The organism is Gemmatimonadaceae bacterium, from assembly GCA_035533015.1.
Lineage (GTDB): Bacteria > Gemmatimonadota > Gemmatimonadetes > Gemmatimonadales > Gemmatimonadaceae > JAGWRI01.
Genome location: DATLUQ010000044.1, coordinates 116011 through 140877, shown reverse-complemented (window position 1 = coordinate 140877; position 24867 = coordinate 116011). Strand labels below are relative to the sequence as shown.

Genomic DNA, 24867 nt, shown 5'->3' with positions numbered 1-24867 from the left:
TTGCCCCTCCTGGGATCGAACCAGGACTCTCCTGATCCAGAGTCAGGCGTGTTGCCAGTTACACCAAGGGGCATCGATTCCGCAACGCACACGTGCTCAGCGCGCCAGGGCCACCAAAGTTAGTTTTCGGGAGACCCAAAGGCAACCCTGTTCCCCGCTCGCGCCACCTGAGCTTAGTGCATTCCACGCCTATACTTACGCGCCGCTGTCCACACCCACGTTGCGCTGCCGTCACCGTTGCCTCCGCCCTGGCTTTCGCCCTCGCGCTAGGCGGCTGCCGCGAGGCCGCCGTTCCCTTCGCCGGCTCTAAAGCGGGCGGTCGCGACCGCGTCGACCAGGCCGTCACGGCCCTCTACGACCGCTACGCCGACGTGCACGAGGGCTCGCGATACGAGTACGCGCGAAAGCGACTCGCCAGCGCGGCGCTCGTCCCGTCGCGCGTGTTCAACGACACCGCGGTCTGGACGTCGATGCCCGATTCCACTCACCGGCGTCTCGTGCTCGGCGAGGTTGCGGCTCCCGGCGGCTTCATCGACCAGGAAGCCGCGGCCACCGCACCCTGGCCCACCGTCGTCGGCGACGCACGGCACCAGGTGGACCTGCGCAAGCTTGGCGGCGGCGACTACGCCTGGACCACCGACGTGGCGATCGCCATCGGCACGATCAGCGCCCAGGAGGTGGCCGCCGGCCTCGTGGCCCTGCTCACCTCCGCCACGCCGCGCAGCGACGCCGACCTGCGCGCCGACTACCGGGCCGCGTTCCCGCACACGACGGCCGTGCTGTCACAGCTGTTCACGCTCGACACGCTGCGCGCCCTGCCCCAGCCCGACGGCTCGTCGCTCGTCACGCTCCAGGTCACCCTGCACCCCGACGGGCTCCAGCCACGGTATCCGGCGTTCGCGGCCTATGTGGCCAAATACGTCGGCGGCACTGTTTACGATTTGCATATGACGGACCATGCGGGCGCGGAATACTTCAATGTCGTGGCACAGGGACCGCCGGTGGTGGTGCACGCCCGCGTGCGCGGGCGCGAGTTCCTGCCGCTTGCCGGCGGCGAGATCCCGCTGCCCGATTCGCTCGTCCTCTCGGGTTCGTTCTCCACCAAGATCCGATTCTTTCACGTGGGGGTGCACCACTTCACATCGGACTTCGTGATCGGCCGCTCGGCGCATGTCCGTTCATGGACCGTGCATTTCGGCCAGGAGCCCGCCTGGCAGCTCCCCTTTGTCACGGCCCGGCTGCTCCGCTCGCCGCTCCGCCGCCCGTTCCAGGGCGCGGGCATGTGGTATCAGGTGGCGGTGCGCGACAGCGCGGGCGCGCAGACCATCCTGAGCCGACGATCGCACGCCGAGGTGCACGAGAGCGCCATCATGCGCTTCATCGGCGGGCTCATCTCGCGCGTGCTTCTCGACCTCGACGGCGAGGTGCAGCGCGAGGAATCGCAGTTCTTCGCCTCGACGTTCGAGGCGATGCGTGTCGACTTCGCCGCGCTGCTTCCGACCCACTGACCGTCGTACGGCCCTACCCTCGAACCATCGCCTGGAAGCACGAACGCCGCGAACCCATGGGTCCGCGGCGTTGCCAGTTTGTTTGCCACGCGCGCCGTCATTGGAACTCTCCGTCCTACCGATCGGCGGCGGGCAATTATTTGTACGCGAGTCGCCTCGCGAATGGAGCTGAGGGGGATCGAACCCCTGACCTCTGCAGTGCGATTGCAGCGCTCTCCCAGCTGAGCTACAGCCCCGAAAGGCCCGAGACGCCGGAAAGAAGCTGCTGCCCGTTCGCACCCGGGTTCCCTACTCAAACGGCCCCGCGTGCGGGGCCGCTCGACTAGATGAATCCTAGCCAGGCCACCCCTTCCAGTCAAGGAGACGAGCATTCCCAGATTCAGGTAACGGTCCGCGGCGCAAACGGTTTTGACTTCCGCGCGAGATTCCGGATGAGCGTCTGCAGCGCCCTTGCCCGCGCCCGTCGTCGCCGGTAGCATGGCCCCATGTTCAAGGACCTTCGCCCCGAGGCCGTGCGCGAGGCCGCCCAGCGCATCGCCAGCCACGTCGTCCGCACTCCGCTCATCAAGAGCGCGCCGCTGTCGCGCCTTGCCGGCGGCGACGTGTACCTCAAGCTCGAGAACCGCCAGATCACCGGCTCGTTCAAGCTTCGCGGAGCGCTCAACGCGTTGGCCACGCTCGTCCTCGACAGCCGCCGCGGCGTGGTGGCGTCGTCGGCCGGCAATCACGGGCTCGGCGTGGCCTACGCCGCCAAAGTGCTCGGCGTCCCGGCCAAGATCTTCGTCCCGAGCACCGCGCCCGACGTGAAGAAGTCCGGCATCCGCGCGCTGGGCGCCATGCTCGACGACACGCAACCCGACTACGACGCCGCGATGACGGCCGCCAAGGCATACGGTGAGGAGCATGGCTTGGCGTTCATCAATCCGTGCCTCGGCGACATGCTGCTCGCGGGCCAGGGCACGGTGGCGCTGGAGATCCTCGACCAACTCCCCGACCTGCGCACGCTCGTCGTGTGCGTGGGAGGCGGCGGCCTGCTCGGCGGCTGCGCGTCGCTCGTGCGGCACGACGCGCCCAGTGTGCGGATCATCGGAGCGCAGAGCGACCAGACGGCGGCCATGGCGCGATCGATCGCCGCCGGCCACGTGGTCGAGATCCCGGTGACACCTACGCTCGCCGACGGACTGGCCGGCCAGATCGACGAAGAGGCGCTCGACATCGGACGCCACGCACTCGACGACATCGTGCTGCTCACGGAAGTCGAGATCGCCCGCGCCATCGCCTGGCTCCACCGCGAGCACGACATCAAGGTAGAGGGGGCGGGGGCAGTTGCCGCCGGCGCGGTGCTGTTCGGCAAGACGCCGCTCACCTTTCCCGCCAGCGTGATCGTGAGCGGCGGCAACGTTGACGAGGTGCGGTGGAGAGCCGTGCTGGCCGGTGCAGCGTAGGAGGGTAGGACAGTGGGAGGGTCGTGGGTAAACGGCGTATTGCAGTCTCCCGTCCTACCCTCCTACTCTCTTACGGTCCTACCGTATATTCCCCCGCCATGTCCCTCTCCCTCGGCCTCCTCGGCACGTCCGCGTCGCGCCCCACGGTGGAGCGCAACGTCGCCTCTGTCGTGCTCGTGCGCGAGGGTGAGACGCTCATGTTCGACTGCGGCGAGGGCACGCAGCGACAGATGATGCGGTACGGCGTGAGCTTCGCGCTGCGCGACATCTACTTCACGCATTTCCACTCCGACCACGTGATCGGCGTGATCGGCCTCATGCGCACGATGGCGCTTCAGGGACGCACCGAGCCGATGCGGTTGCTCGGACCCAAGGGCGGTGGACGCCACCTCAAGCGGGCCAAGGAGTTCGGCGTGGACCGCATCAGCTTTCCGGTGGAGATCATCGAACTCGACCCGATGACGCGCGTGGACTACGGCGACTACGCCGTCGTGCCCTTTCCCGTGGACCACGGCCCGGCGCTCTCCATGGGCTACGCCCTGGTCGAGCCGGAACGCAAGGGACGCTTTCACCCCGACCGCGCCCGCGAACTGGGGATTCCCGAAGGCCCGTTGTGGGGGCAGATCCACCGCGGCGAGAACATCACGCTCGCCGACGGCCGCACGCTGGCGCCGAGTGATCTGGTGGGACCGCCGCGCCCGGGGCGCACCGTGGTGATCACCGGCGACACGCGCCCCTGCGACGCCACGGTGGAGATGTCGCGCAACGCGGACCTGCTGTTGCACGAAGCCACGTTCGCCGACGAGGAGGCCGAACGGGCCCGCGAGACCGGACACTCGACGGCACGCGAAGCAGCTGGCGTGGCGGCGCGAGCGGGAGTGCGGAAGCTCGTACTCACGCACTTCTCGGCACGTTACTCGCGCGATCCCGCGGAACTGGCGCGCGAGGCGAAAGAGGTGTTCCCCAACGTGGTGGTGGCGCGCGATGGAATGGAGATCGACGTGCCGTACCGCGACACCCTCGATGGATCAGCGACGCCCGACGCTTGAGGCCGGCGACCGCCAGAGGTTCGCGACCGGATCGGGCCGCCACACGGGCATCGAGCGGCGAAACAGCCGGGCCAGCGTCTGCTGGTCCAGCGATTGCGCGACGAGCTTGGGATCGAGTCGCGACGTCACGCTCCGCGCCTCGGGCCCGTGACTGATGTACCAGTTATAGCGGTCGAGCCGCACGTGCCGGCCGTCGGGGTGGCGGAAGAACACCACGGCATTGCTGGACGCGGGATTGGTCACCTCGACGGCGTATTCCACGCCGTCGGGATCGCGATAGCTGAGCATGTTGGTGCGGGGGTGGTGAGGAGGTGGTGTCAGCCGACGAGCAGCGGCGCCAACGGCTGGCGGCCCGAATAGCCGGCGTCCACTTCGTGCCAGAACTGAACCTCGGGTTCGCCCAGGCGCCAGCACAACAGGATGCGCCGGCCATTCGTCTCGCCCGGAAAGTCCACCAGGCCGAGCCGCGGGTCCTTCAGTTCGATGCCCAGCGCGTCGAGTTCGCGCTGGAATCCCGCGATCTCGCGGGCCAGGGCCTGCACCTCGCGTTCCAGCCGCTGGGCGCTCCCGTGCTCACCCTCACCCTGCGCGTTGGACGAGGCGAGGTCGAGTTCGAGGATCTTCTCGCGCCACGCCGAGTGTTGGCGCACGACGTCAGCCACGATCTTGCGCACGAGAGGCAGCGTGGCGTTGGCCTGGTCGACCGTGAAGAGCTTCATGTCTGGAGTATAGTCAGAAACGCCGCGGCACCACAACGCCGGACGCCACGCCGTTACGCCCGTTCATCGAGGCGGCGCTCCGATTCGCGCTCCTGGAGCCGCAGGCGCCGCCGGGCTTCCGCCGCCTCGAAGCGCCGCATCTCCTCCGGCGACTCCGGTTTGAGCGCCGGGATCTCCACCGGATGGCCCGCGCGGTCGACGGCCACGAAGGTGAGATAGCACGAGTTCGTGTGTCGGCGTTTCCCGGTCAGGAGATCCTCCGCCTCCACCCGCACACCCACTTCCAGCGACGTGCGTCCCACGTAGTTGACGCTCGCCTTCATGACGAGCAGGTCCCCAAGGTGAATCGGTTCGCGAAAGTCCACACGGTCGATCGACGCGGTGACCACAGGCATCCGGCAGTGGCGGAAGGCCGCGATCGCGGCGGTCTTGTCCATCATGGAGAGCACGACGCCGCCGAACACGTTGCCCATGTTGTTCGCGTCCTGCGGCATCATGAGCTGCGACGACTCGTGGTGGCTCTCCTTGACGGTCTTGATCTCGCGGTGGTGATGTTGGTGGCTCATGGCGTGGCGGGGCGTCGGCGCACGGGGCGCCGCACGGCGGGACGTGGGGAAGAGATACGAACATTCGAAGCGGCGCGCACGCGCGACCCAAGCGCCAGGGGAAGTCGCAGCCTCGCCACGCGCACGTCTTCGCCGTACGACACCGCATCATCGAAGGCGCGCCGCAGCGCGAGGCGCGTGGTGGAGTCGATGCGGGGACGATCCAGCCAGAAGACGTGGCGCAGCGGCGCGTGCACCCGGCCCAGCGCCCATACGTGATGGGTGGAATCGACGAGCGTAACGTCGATCGAGCCGTCCATCGTGTCGGCCGCGGCGCGCACGGTGTATCCGGGCCGGACCCACTGTTCACGGCCGTCGGCCGTTGGCATGGGAAGCGTGGGGCGCACCTCGGCCCACCACGCCTCGGAGTCGATGGGCAGCACCGGCAAATGCAGCACGTTCAGCACGTCCTGACGGCCCGACATGCGCCCGGCGAACTCCACCGCGGGCCGGCCGTGCAACTGGACCAGGGTGAAGCTTCCCGGGTCGAAGCTGACTTCCGCGAGCACGAGGGGCACGATGTCGGGCAGCTCGCTCATCCTGCCGCGCGCCGAATCGAGGAGCGCGGTGTAGGACCGCCGACCCTGGTCGACGACCCGCGAAGCCGCCGCGGGCCCGATGAGGTCGTCGAGCCGTACCGGGTTGCCAGTGCGCATGTCCACCACGGTGCGCCATGTGGTGTGAAACCCCGGTTCCGGTCGACGCCGGGTGTCGGCGTGGTATTCGAGCGACAGGTACGGCCCGTCCACGTCGAGCAGCGTGACCTCCGATGTGGCGGTAACTATCGGCAGGTCGTCCACCGGGTCGTCGGGGTCGAGTGGCGCTTCGTCGGGATGCGCTGCGGCGTAGGCCCGCGCCACGCGGTCGACGAGCGTGTCCACGAACACGATCGTGGAATCGTCGGTGATCAGGTCACGCGAAAAGACGAACTGCCCCACGAGGAGCGCGTCCTCGTAGGAATGGTCATCGTCGGCGACGTAGACCTCGTGGAATCGACCGCCAAAGCGCGCCAGGATGAGCGGCTCGCCGCGCATCCGGAATCCGGCCGGCTGGGCGGTTACCCAATACGTGGAATCCCCAGCGACGAGCAGGAAGTCCGCGACCGGCGGGGAATCCCGGCGCGGCGCGGCGCAGCCGGACGCGAGGACGACGAAGAGGAGGAGGGTGACGCCTGGGCGGCGGGTCATGGTGCAAGATACAGCCAAAGGGCGTCGGCGTCGTTACAGCGCAGCCAACGCGTGAAGGAGGCGGTCGACTTCCTCATTGGTCGTATAGCAACTCGCCCCGATCCTCACCACGCCATCAGGACTCTGCCCCAGCCGCTCGATCACGGTCGCCGCATAGAAATCGCCGTTCGACACGAACAGCCCTTGCCCCGCCAACTTCCGCGCGATCTCGGTCGTCGCCCGTCCCTTCATCACGAACGACACGGTGGGCGTACGCGGCTGCCCCGGGCGTGGCCCGAACAGCGTGATCCCGGCAATCGCTTCGAGCCCGGCCCAGAGTTGCGCCAGCAGCGTCTCGCCGCGGCGATGCAACTCGGCGTAGCCAGCCTGCAGTGCGTTGCGGCGACCCCCGGCGCCTTCCGCCCCCGCGAGCCCGGCCAGGAAGTCCACCGCCGCCGCGGCGCCCACCATGCCCTCGTGGTTCTGGGTTCCGGTTTCCAGCCGCTCGGGCGATTCCTGCGGCGCGGGGTCGAGGCGAGGCACGTCGGTGGATTCGATGAGCGCGCGGCGCCCCCACAGAATGCCGATGTGCGGCCCATAGAACTTGTACGCCGAACAGGCCAGGAAGTCGCAGCCTATCGCCTGCACGTCCACCAGCTGGTGCGGCGCGTAGTGTACGGCGTCCACGAACGCCAGGGCGCCGTGCGCGTGGGCCAGCGCCGTGGCCGCGCGCACGTCGGTGATCGTACCGAGTGCATTGGACGCGGCGCCGATGGCGAGCAGCCTGGTGCGCGGTCCCACGGCACGTTCGAGATCGTCCCAGTCGAGCGTCCCGGTCGCCGGACGCATGCGCACGGTGCGGATGGTCACGCCGCGATCCACGGCCAGCGCGCGCCACGGAGCCACGTTGGCGTGGTGGTCGAGTTCCGTGACCACGACCTCGTCGCCCGGACCCCACGCCCGGCCCAGCCCGCGCGCCAGGTGGAACGTGAGCGACGTCATGTTCTGGCCGAAGGCGATCTCGTCGGGCCTGCCGTTCAGAAATTCGGCCAGCGTCTGCCGCGCCGCGGCAATCAGGGCGTCGGTCTCGGTGCTCGTCGGATATGCCCAGTGCGTGTTGGCGTTGTGGTGGTATATGTAATCAATTATGGCTTCGCCCACGGGGCGCGGCACCTGGGTGCCGCCGGGACCGTCGAAGTACGCCACGGGGAATCCGGCGTGCATGCGCTCCAGCGCCGGGAAGGCGGCGCGGATCTCGGCCACCGTCTTCACGCGATCTCCTGGCCGGCCAGCCGCTCGATCACCCGCACGGCCTCCACGTGATCGGCCTCCTCGCCCAACTCGGCATGCGCCATGCGAAACAGTTCGGCCGTCAGCTGCAGAATGGGCGACGGGACATTCTGCTCGCGGGCCACGGCGGCGGCGATCCCGAGGTCTTTGTCGAGCAGCGCCAGGCGGAACGTGCGAGGGAAGGCGCGCGTCAGCACGCGCTGGGGAAAGAGGTTCTCCGAGGTGTTGGAGCGGCCGCTCGATGCGTTCACGACGTCGAGCGCCACCCTGGGGTCGACCCCCATCCGCGACAGCGCCGCGAGGCACTCACCAGTGGACCACACATGGATGGCGAGCATGGCATTGTTCATCGCCTTCACGGCGTCACCGGCCCCGACGCCCCCACAGTGTACGATCTTCTTGCCGAACGACGCGAGAACCGGCCGCGCGCGGTCGAGCGCCGCGCGATCGCCTCCGACCATGACCGTCAGCGTGCCCTGCTCGGCGCCGCTCGTGCCGCCGCTCACCGGTGCATCGATATACGCCACCCCCTGCGCGGCCAACCGCTCGGCTATCCGAGCGGAGGTGGCCGGATCGCCGGACGTGCAGTCCACGAACAGCGCGCCGCGCGCGAGCCCAGCGAGTAGACCGTCGGCGCCGTCGAGCAGCGACGCGACGTGCTTGGACGTGGAGAGGCAGGTCACGACGACCTCGGCCCCCCGCACGGCATCGGCCGGGCTGGTGGCGGCTCGGGCTTTCGTGGCGGCGGCAAAATCGCGCGTCCGCGCGGCCGTGCGATTCCAGACGGTGAGTTCGAATCCGGCGTCGGCCACGCGGCGTGCCATGGGCCAGCCGATTGCGCCGAGCCCGAGAAATGCGACTTGGGTCATGGAGTGTGGGTGAGGGCGTTGGGAAGTTCGCGGACGCGCGGGGGGGCGTCAACGGAGGGCCCGGCCGAGTAACTTGTGGACGATGATTTCCCGTCTCACCATTCCGGGCATGCGCAGCAATTACTGCGTGACCGCCGTGTACACCGCGCTCACCGCCGTGGAAGGCATTTGGCAGGCCGACGTCACGATCGGCGGAGCGACGATCGAGCACGACGGCCGCGCGACCGCCGAAGCGCTGCGGGCCGCGATCGCCGTGGCTGGATACGACGTCGTCGAGGTGATTGAAGAGCGCCGGCGGTTGGTGTAGGGGCAGATTTCGGCGTCTGACTCTCCTACGTTCCTACGAGTGTGTGGGGTCGGGCGGGGAAAAAAGTGCGAGGGGCCCGCCCCCTTCCCGGTGCGAACCCCCCGCAGACTCTTCCCCTTACTCCCTCGAGCTCTTGGCGGGGACCTTATTCTCGCACCGCGTCGGAAGCTCACCTGGTAGGACCCCTTGATCGGAAAAGTGTTCCCGGGCCGCGCGCCGAACGGGCTCCGGCACGCGCGGCGGGACCGTCCAGTGCGTCGTGCACCGCGCACACGCACGCGCCTTGTCCCTGTAGCAGCGGGGACGTACCTTGACGCCCGCCATGTAGAAGGACCACCGCGCGGGATGAACCGCCCGCGCCCTCGTTCGTCGCCCACACGACGCCCTGCCCGTTCGGGGGAGACCAGGCCATGACGCCAACTCAGTACACTCCGGAAGACCGCCTGGTCGCGGCGGTGCTCGCGCCGCAGGTGGCGGGGTTGGTGGACGTCACCAGCCTCGTGATCGTCTTCACGGTCGCGCAGACCTTCCGCCAGGGCACGCTCCTCTGACCGCGCCGCTGGCCCGCGGGGACTGACGATGACGGTAGTCGAGTCCACCGCGACGACGCGGGCCTCGGGGTGGCGGGCGACCGGGCTGATCGTGGTGAGCGCCACGGGATTCGGTGCGATCCCGATTCTCACGTCGCTCGCCACTCGGTCGGGCGCGTCGCTGCTCAACGTGCTTTCCTGGCGCTACCTGCTGGGGACGGTGCTTCTGGCGCTGCTCGCCGGCCGGGCCGCGTCACTCCGCGCGCCATGGCGCCGCTTGGCGCCGGTGTTCGTGCTCGCCGGCGGCGCCCAGGCGTTCATCGCGTTCGTGAGCCTGTCGGCACTCGCCTACATCCCCGCGGCGCCGCTCAGCTTTCTCTTCTACACGTACCCCGCCTGGGTGGCCGTGATCGCCGCCCTGCGCGGCACCGAACGGCTCACACCCGCGCGTCTGCTGGCGCTCGTGCTCTCGCTCACCGGCATCGGCATCATGGTGGGAACGCCCAGCATGGGGCAGCTGCATCCGATGGGCGTGATGCTGGCCCTGGTGTCGGCCGTGGCCTACGCCATGTACATCCCGCTCATCGGCCACTATCAGGAGCAGCTGTCGGAGTCGATCGCCGCGGTCTACTCGGCCCTCGGGGCCGGCGTGATTCTGATCGCCTTCGACTATTCCACGAGCCGCGCCACCGTCGCGCTCAGCCACGAGGCGTGGCTGGCCATCGGCGTGCTCGCGCTCTGGTCCACGGCTATCGCGTTCACCGCCTTCCTGCGCGGCCTGCGCGTGCTGGGGCCGGTGCGCACGGCCATCGTCTCAACGATCGAACCCTTCTGGACGGCCCTACTCGGCGCCTGGGTACTGGGCCAGGGGGTCACGCCGGCCGTGCTCGGCGGAGGCGTGCTGATCGCCGCCGCGGTCGTGCTGTTGCAGCTGCGCCGGATGACGGTCGAGTAGCCCCACCACCGCCACCGCCCCCTCCCGCGCGACCCTCGGGGCGTCGATTATCTTGTTACGAGACGCAACGGGAGCGAACCATGGAGCAGATTACACTGAAGATCGAAGGCATGACGTGCCAGCACTGCGTGCACGCGGTGAAGGGCCGCCTGTCCAAGATGCAGGGCGTGAAGGTGGACGACGTGCAGATCGGCTCGGCCACGATTCATCATGATCCGGCCGTGGCGACGATCGACGCGATCGAGGAAGCCATCGCCGACGAGGGGTATACGGCTTTTACGGAATAGGGGCGCCAACAGGTAGAGCGGCGGTCAGGACGGCGCAACGCCGAAGCGACGGGAATTTGGTGGGGCCTTCGGCCTCGGATCCGCTGTCGGCGCCATGCTCGCCGGCGTGGGTTCAGGTGTCCGCACTTTCCCAACCGCTGATAATCCCCTCCTCCATCCACGCGAACTCCCCGCTCAACACCTGCTGGCTCAACCGATACATCGCCGCGTCGTTCGGCCCGTAGAACTCGCGGAATCGGTCGTCCACCCGCCGCGCGGCCTCGCGGCAGAAGACGTCGGCCAGGGCCACCGCCCCGTCGTTCCCCCGCTCGGCCTCGTCGTGTGCGTACACGCAAGCCGCCGTCATCGCGAATAGCTCCGCCCCGATCTCCACGCCGCGGAACAGCACCGCCTGCTTGCGTTCCAGCTTGGGTCCGAACCGCACCATGGCGTGGAAGATCGCGCGTGCCAGCTTGCGCGCCCGACGCTCCGCGAACCGCAGATGGTGGGCCAGGCGGCCGAACTCACCGAATCCCCCCACCCGGGGAAGCCAGAGCGCCGGATACCACCCGGCATAGAACGGCGCGGCCCGCACCGCGGCGCGCAGCCGCTGGCCGAGCGTGGAGTCGGGGTTGACGATCGGGAACGCCAGCTTGAAGTGGTGGTCCACCGCTTCACGGGCAATGAACAGTCGCATGATCTCCGACGACCCCTCGAAGATCAGATTGATGCGCGCATCGCGCATCGCGCGCTCCACTGCTACCGGCCGCTCGCCGCGCTCGCGCAACGAGTCGGCCGTCTCGTAGCCGCGTCCGCCGCGCACCTGCAGCGTGTCGTCGACAATGCGCCAGCCGATCTCCGTGTTGTACATCTTGGCGATCGCGGCTTCGAGACGGATGTCGTAATTGCCGCGCTCGGCCGCCGCCACCGTGAGCCGCGACACCGCGTCGATGGCGAAGGTGTCGGCCGCCATCGCACCGATCTTTCGCGCCACGGCCTCGTGCCGGCCCACGGGCTGCCCCCACTGCACGCGTTCCATCGCCCACTTGCGCGAGATCTCGAGCATCGCCTTGCTCGACCCCGCTACGCTGGCCGGCAGCGTGAGCCGCCCCGTGTTCAGGGTGACGAGCGCCAGCTTGAGCCCGCGCCCCTCGGCCCACAGGATGTTCTCTCTGGGCACGCGCACGTCGGTGAACCGGATCAATCCGTTCTCGATCGCCTTGAGCCCCATGAACCGGCACCGGTGCACCACCTCGACGCCCGGCCAGCTGGCCTCGACGATGAATGCCGTGATCTGACGCCGCGGTTTTCCGTTCACGACCCGGTCCGGCGTGCGCGCCATGACCACGAACAGGTCGGCGCGCGTACCGTTGGTGCACCAGAGCTTCTCGCCGTTCAGCACCCACTGCGTACCGTCGGCGCTCGGCTCCGCGTGCGAGGCCAGATTCGCGGGGTCCGATCCGACGTCCACTTCGGTGAGCGCGAACGCGGAGATCGCGCCCTTGGCGAGCCGCGGAAAATATGCGCGTTTCTGCTCCTCGGTGCCGAACAAGGCCAGCGGCTGCGGCAACCCGATGGACTGGTGCGCCGAAAGCAGCGCGGCCAGCGACCCGTCCTTGGACGTCACCATCGCAATCGCCTTCACGTAGGTCGAGTAGTGCAGCCCCAGTCCGCCGTACTCACGGGGAATCTTGATTCCGAACGCGCCTATCTCGCGCAATTCCTGCACGTATGCCTCGGGCACCTCGCCGGTACGGTCGATCATGTCGGAATCGACGCGCTCGAGAAATGTGCGCAGCGCGTCGAGGAATGGCTTGGCGCGGGCCATCTCCTCGGCATCGGGCGCCGCAACCGGGTGAATGAGGTGCAGTGGGAATCGTCCGAGAAACAGGTCCCGCACGAAGCTCGGACCCGACCATTCGCTCTCGCGTGCCGCTTCGGCCACATCGCGCGCTTCCTGCTCGCTGGCCCGCCCCACCGGCTGCGCCCCCATGTCAACTTGCTCGAGAATGGCCGGCGCCTTGGGCCGCGGCCCGCCGCGCCTCCCGGTCTTTGAGGACCACGAACGCCGCACCGCCCAGCGCAATGAGCGCGAACGCGAACCATTGGACCGCGTAGCTGCGGTGCGGCCCCTCGTCGAGCGGCGGTGGATCGATGCGCAACGGGGTCCCCGCGATCACCGAGTCCCTGCCCAGAGCTACGACGTACGTGTCGGCGATCGGGTACGGCAGCGCGGCCGCGATCCGCTGGTAGTCGATGGTCCGTACATGTTGGGGCTCGGGCGGCGGCACCGCCACCGGCGGCTGGAACTCGTCCACGTAGCCTTCGAACGTGCTGTCGGGAGCGTGCCAGCGGGACGGATCGATGGTCGTCGCATCGGGCGAGTACACCCACCCCCGGTTCACGAGCACGGCGGTGTCGTGCCCCGGCACGCGGATCGGCGTCAGCACGTACACGCCCGGCGCTCCGTCCCTCGTGCGATCCACCATGTAGAACTCGTGCGCGAAATCGGGCGTTCCACTCACCGTGACGCGCCTGAAGTGGGTGACCGCACTGTCCGGGCCCAATGCGAAGAAGGACACCGGTATCGAATCGATACGCGATTCGATGTAGGCGTTCAGCGCCTGGCGCTCATGCAGCCGGCTTATCTGCCAGAAGCCGAGCCGGACGAACAGCGCCGCCGCGGCAAGCGCGAACGCAGAGAAGAGGACGATCCGCTTGGACATGGCCCAGAAGTTAGTGAATCGGGGAGTACGACGGCGCCTGCACGGTCCCCCGCCAATGGGGGCCCGGTTCGACGCTCAGAACAGCGACATCTGTTCCCCGAGATGCTCGGGATCGACCGGGCTCTGACGCAGCAGGCGCTGCAGATCGCGGGCCGACGCCGGGCTGTGACCGGAGAAATGATTGTTGAAGTAGCCGAGGATCGTCCGGCCGTCTCGCTCCAGGCGCGCCAGCACCTCGGCCCACGCCTCGAGTTCGCGCGTGCGATCCACCTGCACGCGCGAGAAGTCCACGATCTCACGATTGCCCATCCAACGCACGTAGATGAGATCGGCAGTGGGGCGTTCGGCGAGCGCGAACGTCTGGCGGCGCGAGATCCACTTGCCCTCGGTGAGCGCCAGCGCCACGCCGTGCTCGGCGAGCAGCGCCAGCACGCCATCGTAGATCCATCCCTTATCGCGGAATTCCACCGCGAACCGGATGTCGCCCGGAAGCTTGGGAATGAACTCGGCCAGCGCCGGCAACTCCGCCGGCGTGAAGTCGGACCCGAACTGCAGCAGCACAGCGGCCAGTTTGCCTTCGAGTTCCCGCGCCCGGTCGAAAAATTCCGCGGCCACGCCGGCACACTCCCGGAGTCGCCGCTCGTGGGTCACTTCCTGCGGCATCTTGAGCGCGAACCTGAACTGCGACGGTGTACGGTCGGCCCACCCGCGCACGGTCTTGGCCGACGGCACCGCGTAGAACGTCGAGTCCACCTCCACCGTGTCGAAGGCGCGCGCGTACACGCTGAGGAACTCCGCGGGACGGGTGTGGGGCGGATAGAACGGGCCTACCCAGGCGTCGTAGTTCCACCCTTGGGTGCCGATGCGAACGGAGCCGGACATGGCATCAATTGGCGTGCCCCGCCGTGGCACGTCAAGCCGCGTCACCGATAGGTCTCGAAGAAACCGGTGCCCGAGCCCCGGATCACCTGGCCGTGCACCCGGCCGCTGACGTGCATCAAGCCCTTCATTTGAATGAAGTACGGGCGCGCGATGGCCCGCGCTGCTCCTGTCTCCCCGCGCTCGATGAGCGGTGCGCGGGTGTCCGTGCCCGCCGCGTCCTGCACGTCGATCTCCACGTGGAGGGTGTCGCCGCCGCGCACGTCGGTCATCTCGCCGCACACCGGGACCATCACACGATGCCCGTTCACGACTATCACCCGGCCGTCGGTGTACTGGATTTCTTTCGGTCTGAACACCGCGAGGAATCCCAACGAGTCGGTGAGATACACGAACAGCGGCCGTAGGACGGTAGGACTGCCGCCAGCGGAGACCCGACCGTACAACACCCCCAACTTCCCCGCCCGCCCCGCGCCCCACTCCCATGTCACTCCCCGCCAGGTGCCCCAGTTGTGGTCGTGATAGGCCTGGGCGGCATCGTACCGCTCACACGCGCCGCGCACGCAGATCGTCCCGTTCGCCTCGGCACGCAACGCCGGCACGACGTACCCCGAAACGAGCGAGTCGCTGGTGAACGACGCCCCGGGAAAATACGCCCCCGGCTCCGGCGACACGACGAGATCCAGGGTGAGGGGTGCACCGTCCGCCTCGGCACGCGCCACGGCGCGCAACCGGTACCGGCCGTCGGGGAGTACGCTCACCCACGACTGGCCGATGCGCAGGTCGGCGTTCGTCGTCGAGAACCGTACCGCACTCGCCGGCGCGTCGGCCACGAACCGCCGCGCCGGCTCCCCCTGTTCGTGCAGCGTCACCAACACCTGGCCGCCCCACCGTCCATCCGCCACCTGGCCCGCCACGATGTACGAGATGAACGCCCACTGCCTACCGTCGCCCGAAACCACGTTGAAATAGTGCCACTCGGCCCACGACGGATCGCCCGCAGCCGAGGCTGGTGGCACGTGGAAGTGGTCGATTTCGTTGCGTAGCTCGAAGGGCGTGGGGTCGCGCCACTGCCGGTCGAGCGTATCGTCGGTCCACGTGCCAGCGGCCAAGGTCGGTCCCGCCCCCACGGCTGCGTTGCGCGACGGGATCTGGCCGCTCGCCAGCACCGGCACCTGGCGGTCGCTCGGCGTCGTGATGTATATGAGTTTACCAACAATCTGCGGTGCCGCGGCCCGCACCTCGGGGGCCAGCCGCGGCGAAGCCAGCAACTGGCGGTAGATGAACCGGGCGTGGTCGATGGACAGGAACATCCCGCCCAGCCCGCCCGTCTTCATCACCTCCACATCGATGCCCTCGGGAAGTACGGTGATCTGGCCACCCCCCACCAACCGCTCACGCCGCGCCTGGGTGAGCATGGCGGTGCCAATCGAGAGGAGCACTACCATCACGGCCACACCAAGCGCGTACCCGATCAGCAGGAGCAACGTCCGCCAAGGCCGCTGGAGCAGATGCCGGAACGCCAGCAGGCCGAGCACCGGTCACGCCGTCCGCGTATCGGAGACCACGCACCCGTCCTTCATGTGCACCACGCGCCGCGCGGCCGCGGCCAGATCCTCGTCGTGGGTCACGACCACGATCGTCGTGCCGTCGTCGTTCAGGCGCTGGAACAGCGCGATCATGTCGGCGCCCGTATGCGCATCGAGTTCGCCGGTCGGCTCGTCGCACAGGAGCAGCGCGGGCTCGTTGGCCAGCGCGCGGGCGATCGCCACCCGCTGCTGCTCGCCACCCGAGAGCTGCATGGGCCGGTGCGATGCGCGCGCCCCGAGCCCCACGTACGAGAGCAACTCGGCAGCCCGGGCCCGCCGCTTAGCGCGCCCGAGTCCCGCCTCGGCCATCGGAAGCTCCACGTTCTCGGCCGCCGTGAGCGCCGGCATGAGATAGAACCGCTGGAACACGAACCCGATGTGGAGCAGCCGGAATCTCGTCGCGTCGCGATCGGACAGGTGTTCCACCGGACTGCCCTGGATGCGCACCGCGCCGTGTGTAGGCCGGTCGATGGCGCCGAGCAGGTTGAGGAGCGTGGATTTGCCGCACCCCGACGGGCCGACAATGGCCACGTACTCGCCCGCCGCCACGTCCAGCGACACTCCTTGCAGCGCGTGAACCGGCGACTCGCCCATGGCGTAGTCGCGACGCAGGTCGCGCGCGCTCAGCACGGGCGGCGCTCCGCTCACGCCACCGCCTCCTCGCGCAGCGTACCCGCGATGGGAAGCGAGGCGCCGCGCCACGCGGGATAGATCCCCGCCAGTACCCCGCACCCGGCCAGCAGCCCCAGCGACACCCACGCGTCGCGCGGCTGGAACAGGAAGAAATCGATCGCCGCCGGCAGCCCCGGGAACTGTGACAGGATGCCGTTGAGATAGTGCGCCGTCACGAGCCCCAGGCCGAGGCCGAGCGCCGAGCCGGCAAGCATGATCATCGCCCCTTCCACCACCACCTGCGCAATGATCGAGCGCCTGGACACGCCGATCGCGCGCATCACCGCGATCTCGCCCAACCGCTCGTTCACGGACACGGTGACCAGCGTCGTCACGAGCAGCAGCCCCACCGTGAGGCTCACCGACCCGAGGATGAACGCCAACTGCCGGAAGTAGCTCAGCCGTTCGTCCACCTGCTGAAGCGCGGCCGCCGTCGACACCACGGTGACACGCGGTACGGCCCGCTCCACCCAGTGCTGCACCGCTGCCGCATTGGCACCCGGCCGCAGGCGGAGCATGAACAGCGACACCGGATCGCGCTGGGCTCCGGTCATCGCCCGCAACGTCTGCAAGTGCATCGCCATGATCTTCGGATTGGCCGGAGTATAGATGAAGTGGGCCGTGCCCACGACCGCCAACCGCCGTTCGTGCGTCGACACACGGAGTTGTGCGTCGTAGCCCCCCGCTGCACGCAGCGTGTCGCCCACGCGCACGCCGGCGGCGGCGAGCAGCGCGTCGCTCACCACGATGTCATCGGGACCGCGGATGTCCCGCCCAGCGCGAAGTTCGTAGTCTCCCTCCACCGCGGGATCGATGCCGATCGCCACCGCCGCTACATCGTCCTTCTCTCCCAGCACGTGCAATTGGGCACCGAGCACTGGGCTCACCACCGCGATGTCGGGATCGGCGCGGAGTTGGGCCATGATGGCGCCGGCGCTGTCGATCGTCGCTTCGGTGTCGAAGGGCAGCGTGCCCTTGGGGGCCAGTCGCAGTTGGAACCCGCGCACCTCGAGCAGCGACCGGAACGATTCGCGCATCCCGCTCGACAGCATCACCATGTCGAGCAGCAACGCCGCCGACACCGCCACGCCCACCACGGCGAGCGCGGTTCGGGTGCGGCGGCGCGACAGCGAAGCCCGGACCAGCGTCAGTAGCACGCGGTCACCGCCCGAACAGGACGAGGGGATGGACGCGGGTGAGCCGCCGCGCCGCGAAGTATCCGGCCAGCACGCCCAGAACAAGCGAGAGCGCCACCGAGAACGCCACCACGCCTGGCGTGAGGATCGCGAACGCCAGGGGCGTTCGGTACACGCCGCGGTAGTGCTCGTTCACGAGCGCTGATGCCGCCCATCCGATCCCCACGCCGAGGGCGCTCCCCACCGCCGCGACGGCCGTGGCCTCGAGCACGATCGACTGGAGGACCGTCGCCGACGAGATCCCCATGAGACGCAGCGCCGCCACGTCGCGCCGCCGTTCGTCCACCTTGAGCAGCATGATGCAGAGCAGGAACACGGCGCTCGCCACGATCGTGATCACACCGATCGCGTGGTGGAAACGGCTGACGACGAGAAACGTCTGCGACGTCTCCACCGCGATGTCGCGCGACCGGTGGGCCTCGAAGCCGAATGCCGCGTCGTTGATCAGCGCCATGGCGCCGTCGGTCGCGGCACTGTCGCGCGTGGCGACCGCGAAGCGGTCCACGCGGTCACCGTAGCCGATGAGCGCCTGCAGTTGATCGAGGTGCAGGAGCACGCGGTATTCACCGCGGGCCACTTCCGACGGATCGGCAGCGCGACGGACGATCGCCCCCACCACCACCGTGTCGCCGACGCCGGTGGGTGTCGCGCGCACCACCAGCCGGTCTCCCACGCGCAGGTGCTCGTCGGCCGCCAGCCGTTCGTCAATCGCGATCATCCGCGGTCCGCCGGTTGCCCCGACGTCCGCCGCACGCGAAGCGACGGCCGGCATGGCGGTTTGAAACACGAGCAGCGGAGCGAGGAGCGCCAGCATGCTTGGAAGCTATCGCCGGTCGGCCCGGAGCACCCGCTCGAGCGGCGGTCTTGGGCGGCGCGTCCCGCAGGCCATCGGCCGGGGACCGTCTGGACGGCATGATCGGCCTTTGGTTAGTGTATCTCGACCACACCGTGCGCTGCCCGCGACAACCCGCGCGCATGGTCCCACTCCGCGCCGCCTTCCCCGAGGCTTCCATGTCCATCCCCAACGACCCCGGCCTCTCCCGCATCGGCCAGATCGCGGTCACCGTCCACGACCTCGACCGGGCCACCGCCTTCTACCGCGACACGCTCGGCATGAAGCTCCTGTTCGCGGTCCCCAACCTCGCCTTCTTCGACGCCGGCGGCATCCGGCTCATGCTCGGCCGGCCCGAGAACGCGGAGCAGGATCATCCGGGGTCGATTCTTTACTTCGATGTCCCCGATGTGCGGGATGCCTATCAGGCGCTGAAGGCGCGCGGCGTGCAATTCGTGGACGAACCCCACGTCGTCGCGCCCATGCCCAAGGGCGATCTCTGGATGACGTTCTTCAAGGACCTGGACCACAACACGCTGGCCATCATGTCGGAGCTTCCGCGGGGCTAGCCGTCGACACCCGGCGTCTCGCGGTACCTCGTGACGAGTTGACGAAGCATGTATTCGGTCATCCCCCACACCTGCAGCCCGGCGAAGCGAAACACCGGCCGCACCTGCACGCCGAGCGTGCGGATGGCGATCGGCGCCGTGCCCCAATTGGTCTCGTCCAGCAATGCCGGCAGCGGCACCCACGCATGACCGGCCACCTCGCGACTCGGGGTGAGGCGCGCCTCACCCGCCACCACGGCCACGAACGGTCGCACCAGGATGGGCGGGAGGGCCGGCGTGCGCGGGTGGATGTCGTCAAGCGTGCCGAGCATCCGCCCCTCGGACGCCAGATCGATCCCCGTTTCCTCGAGTGTTTCGCGAACCGCCGTCGCCATGAGATCGGGGTCGCCCGGCTCCATGCGCCCGCCGGGCCACGCCACGTGGCCGCTCCACGGGTCTCGCTCCAGCTCGGCGCGGCGGATGAGCAGCAGTTCCGGCTCCGACGCGCCCATGCGTAGCGTGGCCGCAGTGGCCGCGTACCGGACGTGCCCCTCGGGTACGACTTCGCGTCCGGGATGCGCCGCCAGGGCGCGGGCCAATCGCGCGATGTCGCGGTGCGCGAGCAGCGCCTCGAGCGGCTTCATGGCACCGCCTCCGGCCCCTCAGTCCTCGACGTCGCCGCCGGCGTCGACCCAGCCGCGGAAGCCTTCGCGCAGCGATGTCACGTTCCGGTAGCCCATCACTTCCATGGTCTCGGCGGCGAACGCCGACCGGTTGCCGTTGGCACAGTAGGCGACGATCATCGCGCCGCGCGGCACGAGAGCCTCGACCTTCGACTCGAGATTTCCTCGCGAGATCACGAGTGCACCCGGAATGCGCCCGAGGCTGGTTTCGTTCGGATCGCGCACATCAAGGAACACGATGTGTTCGCGGCGTCGGTAGCTGTCCAGCGCGCTGGCCACGGACGTCTCGCTGATACGTCCTTTGACTTCGTCGAGGAGTTGTTGGCCTGTCTTCATGCCGGATGGCGTGGGGGACTCGATGAAGAATATGGACCCAGGGGCCCCGTTGTAAGACCGAGCCCGATCGTCAATGGTAGGACGGTAGGACAGTAGGAGAGTAGACGGCGTTTCGCAGGTATCCGTCCTACGCTCCTACCCTCCTACTCTGCTGCCATCAGTTGTGAGTCCGCGTCCAGCTCCGCCTCCGCTCCGAGCGGAACCGTCCACTGGTCGGCGATGTGCCCCACGGGCGCGCCCGAAATGCACGGAATGCCCAGCTGGTCGGCGATCTCCTGCAGCACCGCATCGAGCGGCCGCGAGCCGCCGTGGTCGGGGCGTTCAGCCGGCGTGTTGGTGAACGCCCCGAACACCAGCCCCACGCAGGTCGCGAAGGCGTCGCCCAGACGGAGGGTGAGCAGCATGCGCTCAATGCGGTACACGTCCTCATTCACGTCTTCGATGACGATGATCGCCCGATCGTAGTTGGGCGCGAAGGCGGTGCCGGCCAGCGCCGCCAGCAAGGCGAGATTGCCCCCCACCACGCGTCCGCGCACCCGGCCGCCCCGCAGCGTCCGGGCGCCGTCGGCCCGTCCGCACGAATCGGCGCGCTGCACCACCGCCCGCTCCAGCGACGCGCGCGTGAACGGCGTCAGGTCGCCCCGCGCCACGGGAGCGTGATACGTCACCAGATCGCAACGCATACCGATGGCCGAGTGCAGCGCTGTGATGTCGGAATACCCCATGAGGGCGCGAGGGCGGCGGCGCAAGGCACTGTATTCGATGCCCTCGAGCAGCCGCATGGAGCCGTAACCGCCCCGCACGCACCAGATGCCATCGATCGAGTCGTCGCGCAGCGCGGCGTTGAGGTCGTCGAGTCGCTGCTGATCGGTACCCGCGAGGTACCCGTCGCGCGCGAGCACCCACTGGCCGGGGACGGGCTCCCACCCCATGGCGCGGGCGTTGGCTTGGGCACGGTCGAGATCGTCGGGCCCGGCGAGCGGCCCCGAAGGACACACCAGCGCCACACGGGCCCCGGGGGCGAGCGCTGGTGGGCGCCTCATGCTGCGACGCGAGTGGAGTGCCACATGAACGACGAACGTAGACGGTTGGCGCTGTGGGGTCAACGCGAGCCGGCACACCGCCACGCATCAACGATCCTATCTGACGCCGCCGGACGCGCCTGCGCCCCCTTTCCTCAACCAGCGCGCAGCGCCCACCTTTCGGGCGTGCCCGCATCGCCCCGCATTTGGGCCCCCAGCCCTACCCCCTCGACCGCCGCCCTGTGAGTCTCGGCGTCGCGTTGCTCGCCGCGCTCCCATGGGCGATCGCGCCGCTGGTCATGGTGCTGCGCGCGCGTCACTCCCGCCGGCTCGATGAGTGGTCCGACGTCGTTGCGCCGCCGGTGCCGTTACTCTCGGTGGTGATCCCGGCCCGCGACGAAGCGCGCAACATTGAGCGCTGCCTGCGCTCCGTCCTCGCCACCTCGCATCCGGCGCTGGAGGTGATCGTGGTGGATGACCACTCGAGCGACGGCACCGGCGGACTCGCCCGCGCGGTGGCCGAGAGCGATGTGCGCGTGCGGGTGATCGTTCCGCCGCCGCTGCCGGAAGGGTGGTTCGGCAAGCAGTGGGCCTGCGCGACGGGGGCCGCGATCGCCACGGGCGAGATCCTGCTGTTCACCGATGCCGACACCGAGCACGGCCCCGACCTGATTCCGCGATCGGTGAACGCCATGCGCGGGCGCGGCTCCGAACTGCTCACCGTGGCGGGGAGACAGGAACTCGGCACGTTCTGGGAACGCGTGGTGCAGCCGCAGTTCTTCGCCCTGCTCGTGGCCCGCTACGGCGGCACCGAGCGGGTGAATGCGGCGACGAATCCCAGCGACGTGATTGCCAACGGCCAATGCATCTTCATTCGGCGCGACGCCTACGACGCGTCGGGGGGCCACGAAGCCGTGCGCGACAAGGTGGCGGAGGATCTGGCGCTCGCCCAGCGGTTCGTGGAGCAACGGCGGCGCATCGCCCTCGTGCTGGGCATCGACCAGCTCTCCACGCGCATGTACACGTCGCTGAGCGAGATCGTACGCGGGTGGACCAAGAACGTATACGCGGGCGGACGGGAGGCCGTGCCCGGAGGTCCGTGGGGACGGGCGTTGTTTCCGCTGGTCCTCGTGGCCGGGCCACTGTTCGGCCTCGCGCCGGCGGCCGCCCTGCTCGCCGGGCTGGCCGGCATCGTCTCGCCGGGCGCGTCCCTCTGGGGCGTGCTCGGCATCGTCGCCTCGCTGCCGATGTGGATCGGGTTCTACCGGTTCGCCAAGCTGCCGGTCTGGTACGCCCTGTTGTATCCGCTGGGACTGGCGGTGGTGCTCTATATAGTAGTGGTGGCGCTCGCCCGCGGACCGCGGGTGGAGTGGAAAGGGCGGAGGTACACCGTTCACTAGCCACATCGATTATCATTCGCGTATCCGTCTGGTTCGGATGCATGGGCTTGTCCCCCCACAAGCAACCCATTCGACAATGCGATCGCTGGCCATGCGGCTGGCGGCCCTGGGCGCGCTGTTCGCGCCCGACGCCTCCGCACAGAAACCCCGGACGCCGGACAGCACCGCGACGCTCCCCGGCGTGACCGTCACGGCGACCCGCGCGCCGTCGTTGATCCTCGAGACGCCGCTCGCGATCACCACGGTGTCGGCACCCGAACTGAGGGGGCTGCGCGGATTCGGGCTCGATGAGGCGCTCACCCTGGTTCCGGGCGTGGTTGCCCAGTCACGCTATGGAACGAGCGACGTGCGACTGGTCATCCGCGGATTCGGCGCGCGCGGGGCCGGCGACCGCTCCAATGCCGGCACGTCACGCGGCGTGCGCGTCCTCATAGACGGGATTCCCGAGACGGAACCGGATGGACGCACGGCGTTCGACCAGATCGATCTCGCCGCTGCCGAAGGCATCGAGGTGATTCGCTCCAATGCCTCCGCCGACTGGGGCAACGCCGCGGGTGGCGTGATCAACGTGCGCACGGTCCCGGCATCCACTGCGCCGGCACTCGAGGTCCAGTCGATGTTCGGCGCGTTCGGGCTGGCACGCTACGCGGCGCGGGCCTCGGGCCCGATCGGAACGGGCGTGGCGTTCGTGAACTTCACGAACACTTCGTTCGACGGCTGGCGTGACCACTCGGCGGCGCGGCGCGCACTGTTCAACGCCGGCCTGGTGGGCGACGTCGGCCCGAACACGCGGGTCGGTTTCTATGCCTCGGGGACGAACAATCTGTTCCGCATTCCGGGCCCGCTCACGTGGGGCGAAGCGCAGGCCGACCCCCGGCGGGCGAACGCGACCTACGCATCGCACGACGAGCGGCGCTACAACCGCATCGCCCGACTCGGCGCCACGGTGGAGCACGATGTCGACTCGACAACGACGGTGTCGGGCATGGTGTTCGCGAGTCCCAAGTACCTGCAGCGGTCGGAGCGTAACACGTTCCGCGATTTCACGCGCTACCACGTGGGCGGCAACGTGGTTGGACGGCACACGTTCGCGCTGGCCCCGAGGCACGACGTGCGCGTGGCCGTCGGCGCCGACGAAGCCTACCAGGACGGCGCCATCCTGTTCTATTCGCTGGTCGACGGCCAGCGCGGCACTGAATTGCGCGACAACAAGGGCGAGGGCGCCAATAATCTGGGCGTCTTCGGCGAAGCCCAACTCTCGCTCGACGACCGGTTCACCGTGTCGGCCGGCGCGCGCCTCGACAACGTCACCTATTACGCGAACAACTTCGTCGATCCCGCCCTCAACGACCGCCGCTCGTTCGTGGGGGTGACACCCAAACTGGGGGCGACCTGGCGGGTATCGGCCACGTCGAGCCTGTACGCAAGCGTGGGCGGCGGCATCGAGGTGCCGGCCGGCAACGAGACCGATCCCGTACCCGGATCCCCCGCCCCCGGTATCAACCCGCTGCTCGATCCCATACGGTCCACGACCTACGAAGTGGGGTACAAGCAGGCCCTGGCCCAACTGGTGCCATTCTGGATATCGTATGACATCGCGCTGTACGATACCGAGGTCGTCAACGAAATCGTGCCGTACAACGGCGGGCGGTTCTACCTCACCGCGGGCCGCGCCCGCCGGCGCGGAGCCGAACTTGGCCTCACCGCGCAGGGCCCGCGCGGCCTGTTCGGCGGCGCCGCGGTCACCTGGTCGCACAACCGCTACGTGGACTACGTCGTAGACTCCATCTACCTGGGCGCCCCCGGCGCGGCCGCGGACTACAGCGGTCACAAGGTCATGGGCGTACCCGACGTCATGGTCAACCTCGAGGCCGGCGTCGAAATGCACGAGCTACATGCGCTGCGCCTCAAGCTCGGCATCGAACACGCCGGGCCCTACTACGCCGACGATGCCAACCAGGTCCCCATACCCGGACATACAGTGGTCAATCTCACGATCGAGGCTCGGCAGCCGGTACTGCGCGCGGGCGGCATCGGGCTTCGTGGCTTCGTGACCGTGGAGAATCTCGCCAATCGTCGATATATCAGTTCGGCGTTCCTCAATCCCGACCTGGCAAACGGGGTGCCGCTGGCCTTCGAACCCGGAATGCCGCGGTCGCTGGTCGTGTCGTTCACCGCCTCCCCGCTGCCCTAGCGTCGCCCGCCTCGACGGCACCCCGGCGATGTAGCCTGTGGCCCGGCGCCCTTTTGCGCCGGGCCGCGTTGCCTTGGTGGC

General features: G+C 68.7%; 26 protein-coding genes and 2 tRNA genes. 10 read left to right on the top strand and 18 right to left on the bottom strand.

Annotated elements, in window-relative coordinates; translation table 11 throughout:
- Window positions 1–73: transfer RNA gene (locus tag VNF92_08675), tRNA-Gln, on the bottom strand.
- 103 nt (window positions 74–176) lie between these two features.
- On the opposite strand from VNF92_08675, the gene VNF92_08670 reads away from it, so the two are divergent.
- Window positions 177–1508 carry a hypothetical protein gene (locus tag VNF92_08670; protein ID HVA57950.1) on the top strand — a complete coding sequence of 444 codons (1332 nt, stop codon included), beginning with the start codon at window positions 177–179 and terminating at the stop codon, window positions 1506–1508.
- A 163-nt stretch (window positions 1509–1671) separates the two neighbouring features.
- Here VNF92_08670 and VNF92_08665 read toward each other — a convergent pair.
- Window positions 1672–1744: transfer RNA gene (locus VNF92_08665), tRNA-Ala, on the bottom strand.
- 249 nt (window positions 1745–1993) lie between these two features.
- Here VNF92_08665 and VNF92_08660 point away from each other — a divergent pair.
- Together VNF92_08660 and rnz are read left to right on the top strand one after the other, a co-directional pair.
- A complete protein-coding gene (locus tag VNF92_08660; GenBank protein ID HVA57949.1) occupies window positions 1994–2953 on the top strand; it encodes a pyridoxal-phosphate dependent enzyme in 960 nt (319 codons plus the stop codon).
- A 98-nt stretch (window positions 2954–3051) separates the two neighbouring features.
- On the top strand, window positions 3052–4002 hold the full coding sequence (gene rnz, locus VNF92_08655; protein ID HVA57948.1) for a ribonuclease Z: 951 nt from the start codon (window positions 3052–3054) through the stop codon (window positions 4000–4002).
- Here rnz and VNF92_08650 read toward each other — a convergent pair.
- Genes VNF92_08650 through VNF92_08625 form a run of 6 tightly spaced genes read right to left on the bottom strand, consistent with a single transcriptional unit; the run spans window position 3982 to window position 8651 of the window.
- Entirely contained in the window at window positions 3982–4290 is a 309-nt protein-coding gene (locus VNF92_08650) for a hypothetical protein (protein ID HVA57947.1), read from the bottom strand. The two genes, rnz and VNF92_08650, sit on opposite strands and share 21 nt — an antisense overlap.
- A 29-nt stretch (window positions 4291–4319) precedes the next feature.
- Window positions 4320–4721 (bottom strand): DUF2203 domain-containing protein, encoded by a 402-nt coding sequence (locus tag VNF92_08645; GenBank protein HVA57946.1) that lies wholly within the window; start codon window positions 4719–4721, stop codon window positions 4320–4322.
- A 53-nt stretch (window positions 4722–4774) separates the two neighbouring features.
- On the bottom strand, window positions 4775–5287 hold the full coding sequence (locus VNF92_08640; protein ID HVA57945.1) for an acyl-CoA thioesterase: 513 nt from the start codon (window positions 5285–5287) through the stop codon (window positions 4775–4777).
- Window positions 5284–6513 carry a hypothetical protein gene (locus tag VNF92_08635; protein HVA57944.1) on the bottom strand — a complete coding sequence of 410 codons (1230 nt, stop codon included), beginning with the start codon at window positions 6511–6513 and terminating at the stop codon, window positions 5284–5286. Before VNF92_08635 ends, VNF92_08640 begins: the two co-directional genes overlap by 4 nt.
- 33 nt (window positions 6514–6546) lie before the next feature.
- Window positions 6547–7764, bottom strand: a complete 1218-nt coding sequence (locus tag VNF92_08630; GenBank protein ID HVA57943.1) for a cysteine desulfurase-like protein — start codon at window positions 7762–7764, stop codon at window positions 6547–6549.
- Window positions 7761–8651, bottom strand: coding sequence for an NAD(P)-dependent oxidoreductase (locus VNF92_08625; protein ID HVA57942.1), 891 nt, complete (start codon window positions 8649–8651; stop codon window positions 7761–7763). The genes VNF92_08630 and VNF92_08625 overlap by 4 nt, the downstream gene beginning before the upstream one ends.
- Window positions 8652–8733: 82 nt before the next feature.
- Between VNF92_08625 and VNF92_08620 the strand changes: the two genes are divergently transcribed.
- The 4 genes from VNF92_08620 to VNF92_08605 all read left to right on the top strand — a co-directional run bounded on the left by VNF92_08620 (window position 8734) and on the right by VNF92_08605 (window position 10730).
- A complete protein-coding gene (locus VNF92_08620) occupies window positions 8734–8958 on the top strand; it encodes a heavy-metal-associated domain-containing protein (protein HVA57941.1) in 225 nt (74 codons plus the stop codon).
- Window positions 8959–9368: 410 nt separating this feature from the next.
- Window positions 9369–9509 (top strand): hypothetical protein, encoded by a 141-nt coding sequence (locus VNF92_08615; protein ID HVA57940.1) that lies wholly within the window; start codon window positions 9369–9371, stop codon window positions 9507–9509.
- Between the two features lie 28 nt (window positions 9510–9537).
- Window positions 9538–10443, top strand: coding sequence for a DMT family transporter (locus VNF92_08610; GenBank protein ID HVA57939.1), 906 nt, complete (start codon window positions 9538–9540; stop codon window positions 10441–10443).
- 80 nt (window positions 10444–10523) lie between these two features.
- Window positions 10524–10730: a cation transporter gene (locus tag VNF92_08605; GenBank protein ID HVA57938.1), complete on the top strand. Its 207-nt coding sequence runs from the start codon at window positions 10524–10526 to the stop codon at window positions 10728–10730.
- 112 nt (window positions 10731–10842) lie between these two features.
- Here VNF92_08605 and VNF92_08600 read toward each other — a convergent pair whose 3' ends face one another.
- The 7 genes from VNF92_08600 to VNF92_08570 form a co-directional block, all read right to left on the bottom strand.
- A complete protein-coding gene (locus VNF92_08600) occupies window positions 10843–12702 on the bottom strand; it encodes an acyl-CoA dehydrogenase family protein (GenBank protein HVA57937.1) in 1860 nt (619 codons plus the stop codon).
- A 1-nt stretch (window position 12703) separates the two neighbouring features.
- The gene (locus tag VNF92_08595; protein HVA57936.1) at window positions 12704–13435 is read right to left on the bottom strand and encodes an SURF1 family protein; all 732 of its coding nucleotides are present in this window, start codon (window positions 13433–13435) and stop codon (window positions 12704–12706) included.
- Between the two features lie 75 nt (window positions 13436–13510).
- Complete coding sequence (locus VNF92_08590; protein HVA57935.1) at window positions 13511–14362, bottom strand: DUF72 domain-containing protein; 852 nt, start codon at window positions 14360–14362, stop codon at window positions 13511–13513.
- Complete coding sequence (locus VNF92_08585; GenBank protein HVA57934.1) at window positions 14359–15852, bottom strand: ABC transporter permease; 1494 nt, start codon at window positions 15850–15852, stop codon at window positions 14359–14361. Before VNF92_08585 ends, VNF92_08590 begins: the two co-directional genes overlap by 4 nt.
- 3 nt (window positions 15853–15855) lie before the next feature.
- Window positions 15856–16551, bottom strand: a complete 696-nt coding sequence (locus VNF92_08580; protein ID HVA57933.1) for an ABC transporter ATP-binding protein — start codon at window positions 16549–16551, stop codon at window positions 15856–15858.
- Window positions 16548–17732: an FtsX-like permease family protein gene (locus VNF92_08575; GenBank protein HVA57932.1), complete on the bottom strand. Its 1185-nt coding sequence runs from the start codon at window positions 17730–17732 to the stop codon at window positions 16548–16550. Before VNF92_08575 ends, VNF92_08580 begins: the two co-directional genes overlap by 4 nt.
- A 4-nt stretch (window positions 17733–17736) precedes the next feature.
- The gene (locus VNF92_08570; GenBank protein HVA57931.1) at window positions 17737–18585 is read right to left on the bottom strand and encodes an ABC transporter permease; all 849 of its coding nucleotides are present in this window, start codon (window positions 18583–18585) and stop codon (window positions 17737–17739) included.
- 197 nt (window positions 18586–18782) lie between these two features.
- On the opposite strand from VNF92_08570, the gene VNF92_08565 reads away from it, so the two are divergent.
- On the top strand, window positions 18783–19172 hold the full coding sequence (locus VNF92_08565) for a VOC family protein (protein HVA57930.1): 390 nt from the start codon (window positions 18783–18785) through the stop codon (window positions 19170–19172).
- Here the strand turns inward: VNF92_08565 and VNF92_08560 are convergent.
- The 3 genes from VNF92_08560 to VNF92_08550 all read right to left on the bottom strand — a co-directional run bounded on the left by VNF92_08560 (window position 19169) and on the right by VNF92_08550 (window position 21213).
- Complete coding sequence (locus VNF92_08560; protein HVA57929.1) at window positions 19169–19795, bottom strand: CoA pyrophosphatase; 627 nt, start codon at window positions 19793–19795, stop codon at window positions 19169–19171. The two genes, VNF92_08565 and VNF92_08560, sit on opposite strands and share 4 nt — an antisense overlap.
- Before the next feature lie 18 nt (window positions 19796–19813).
- Window positions 19814–20170 (bottom strand): rhodanese-like domain-containing protein, encoded by a 357-nt coding sequence (locus VNF92_08555; protein HVA57928.1) that lies wholly within the window; start codon window positions 20168–20170, stop codon window positions 19814–19816.
- A gap of 143 nt (window positions 20171–20313) precedes the next feature.
- Window positions 20314–21213 (bottom strand): LD-carboxypeptidase, encoded by a 900-nt coding sequence (locus VNF92_08550; GenBank protein HVA57927.1) that lies wholly within the window; start codon window positions 21211–21213, stop codon window positions 20314–20316.
- 221 nt (window positions 21214–21434) lie between these two features.
- Between VNF92_08550 and VNF92_08545 the strand changes: the two genes are divergently transcribed.
- Together VNF92_08545 and VNF92_08540 are read left to right on the top strand one after the other, a co-directional pair.
- Window positions 21435–22592: a glycosyltransferase family 2 protein gene (locus VNF92_08545; GenBank protein ID HVA57926.1), complete on the top strand. Its 1158-nt coding sequence runs from the start codon at window positions 21435–21437 to the stop codon at window positions 22590–22592.
- Between the two features lie 76 nt (window positions 22593–22668).
- On the top strand, window positions 22669–24786 hold the full coding sequence (locus tag VNF92_08540) for a TonB-dependent receptor (protein ID HVA57925.1): 2118 nt from the start codon (window positions 22669–22671) through the stop codon (window positions 24784–24786).
- The last annotated feature ends 81 nt before the right edge of the window (window positions 24787–24867 follow it).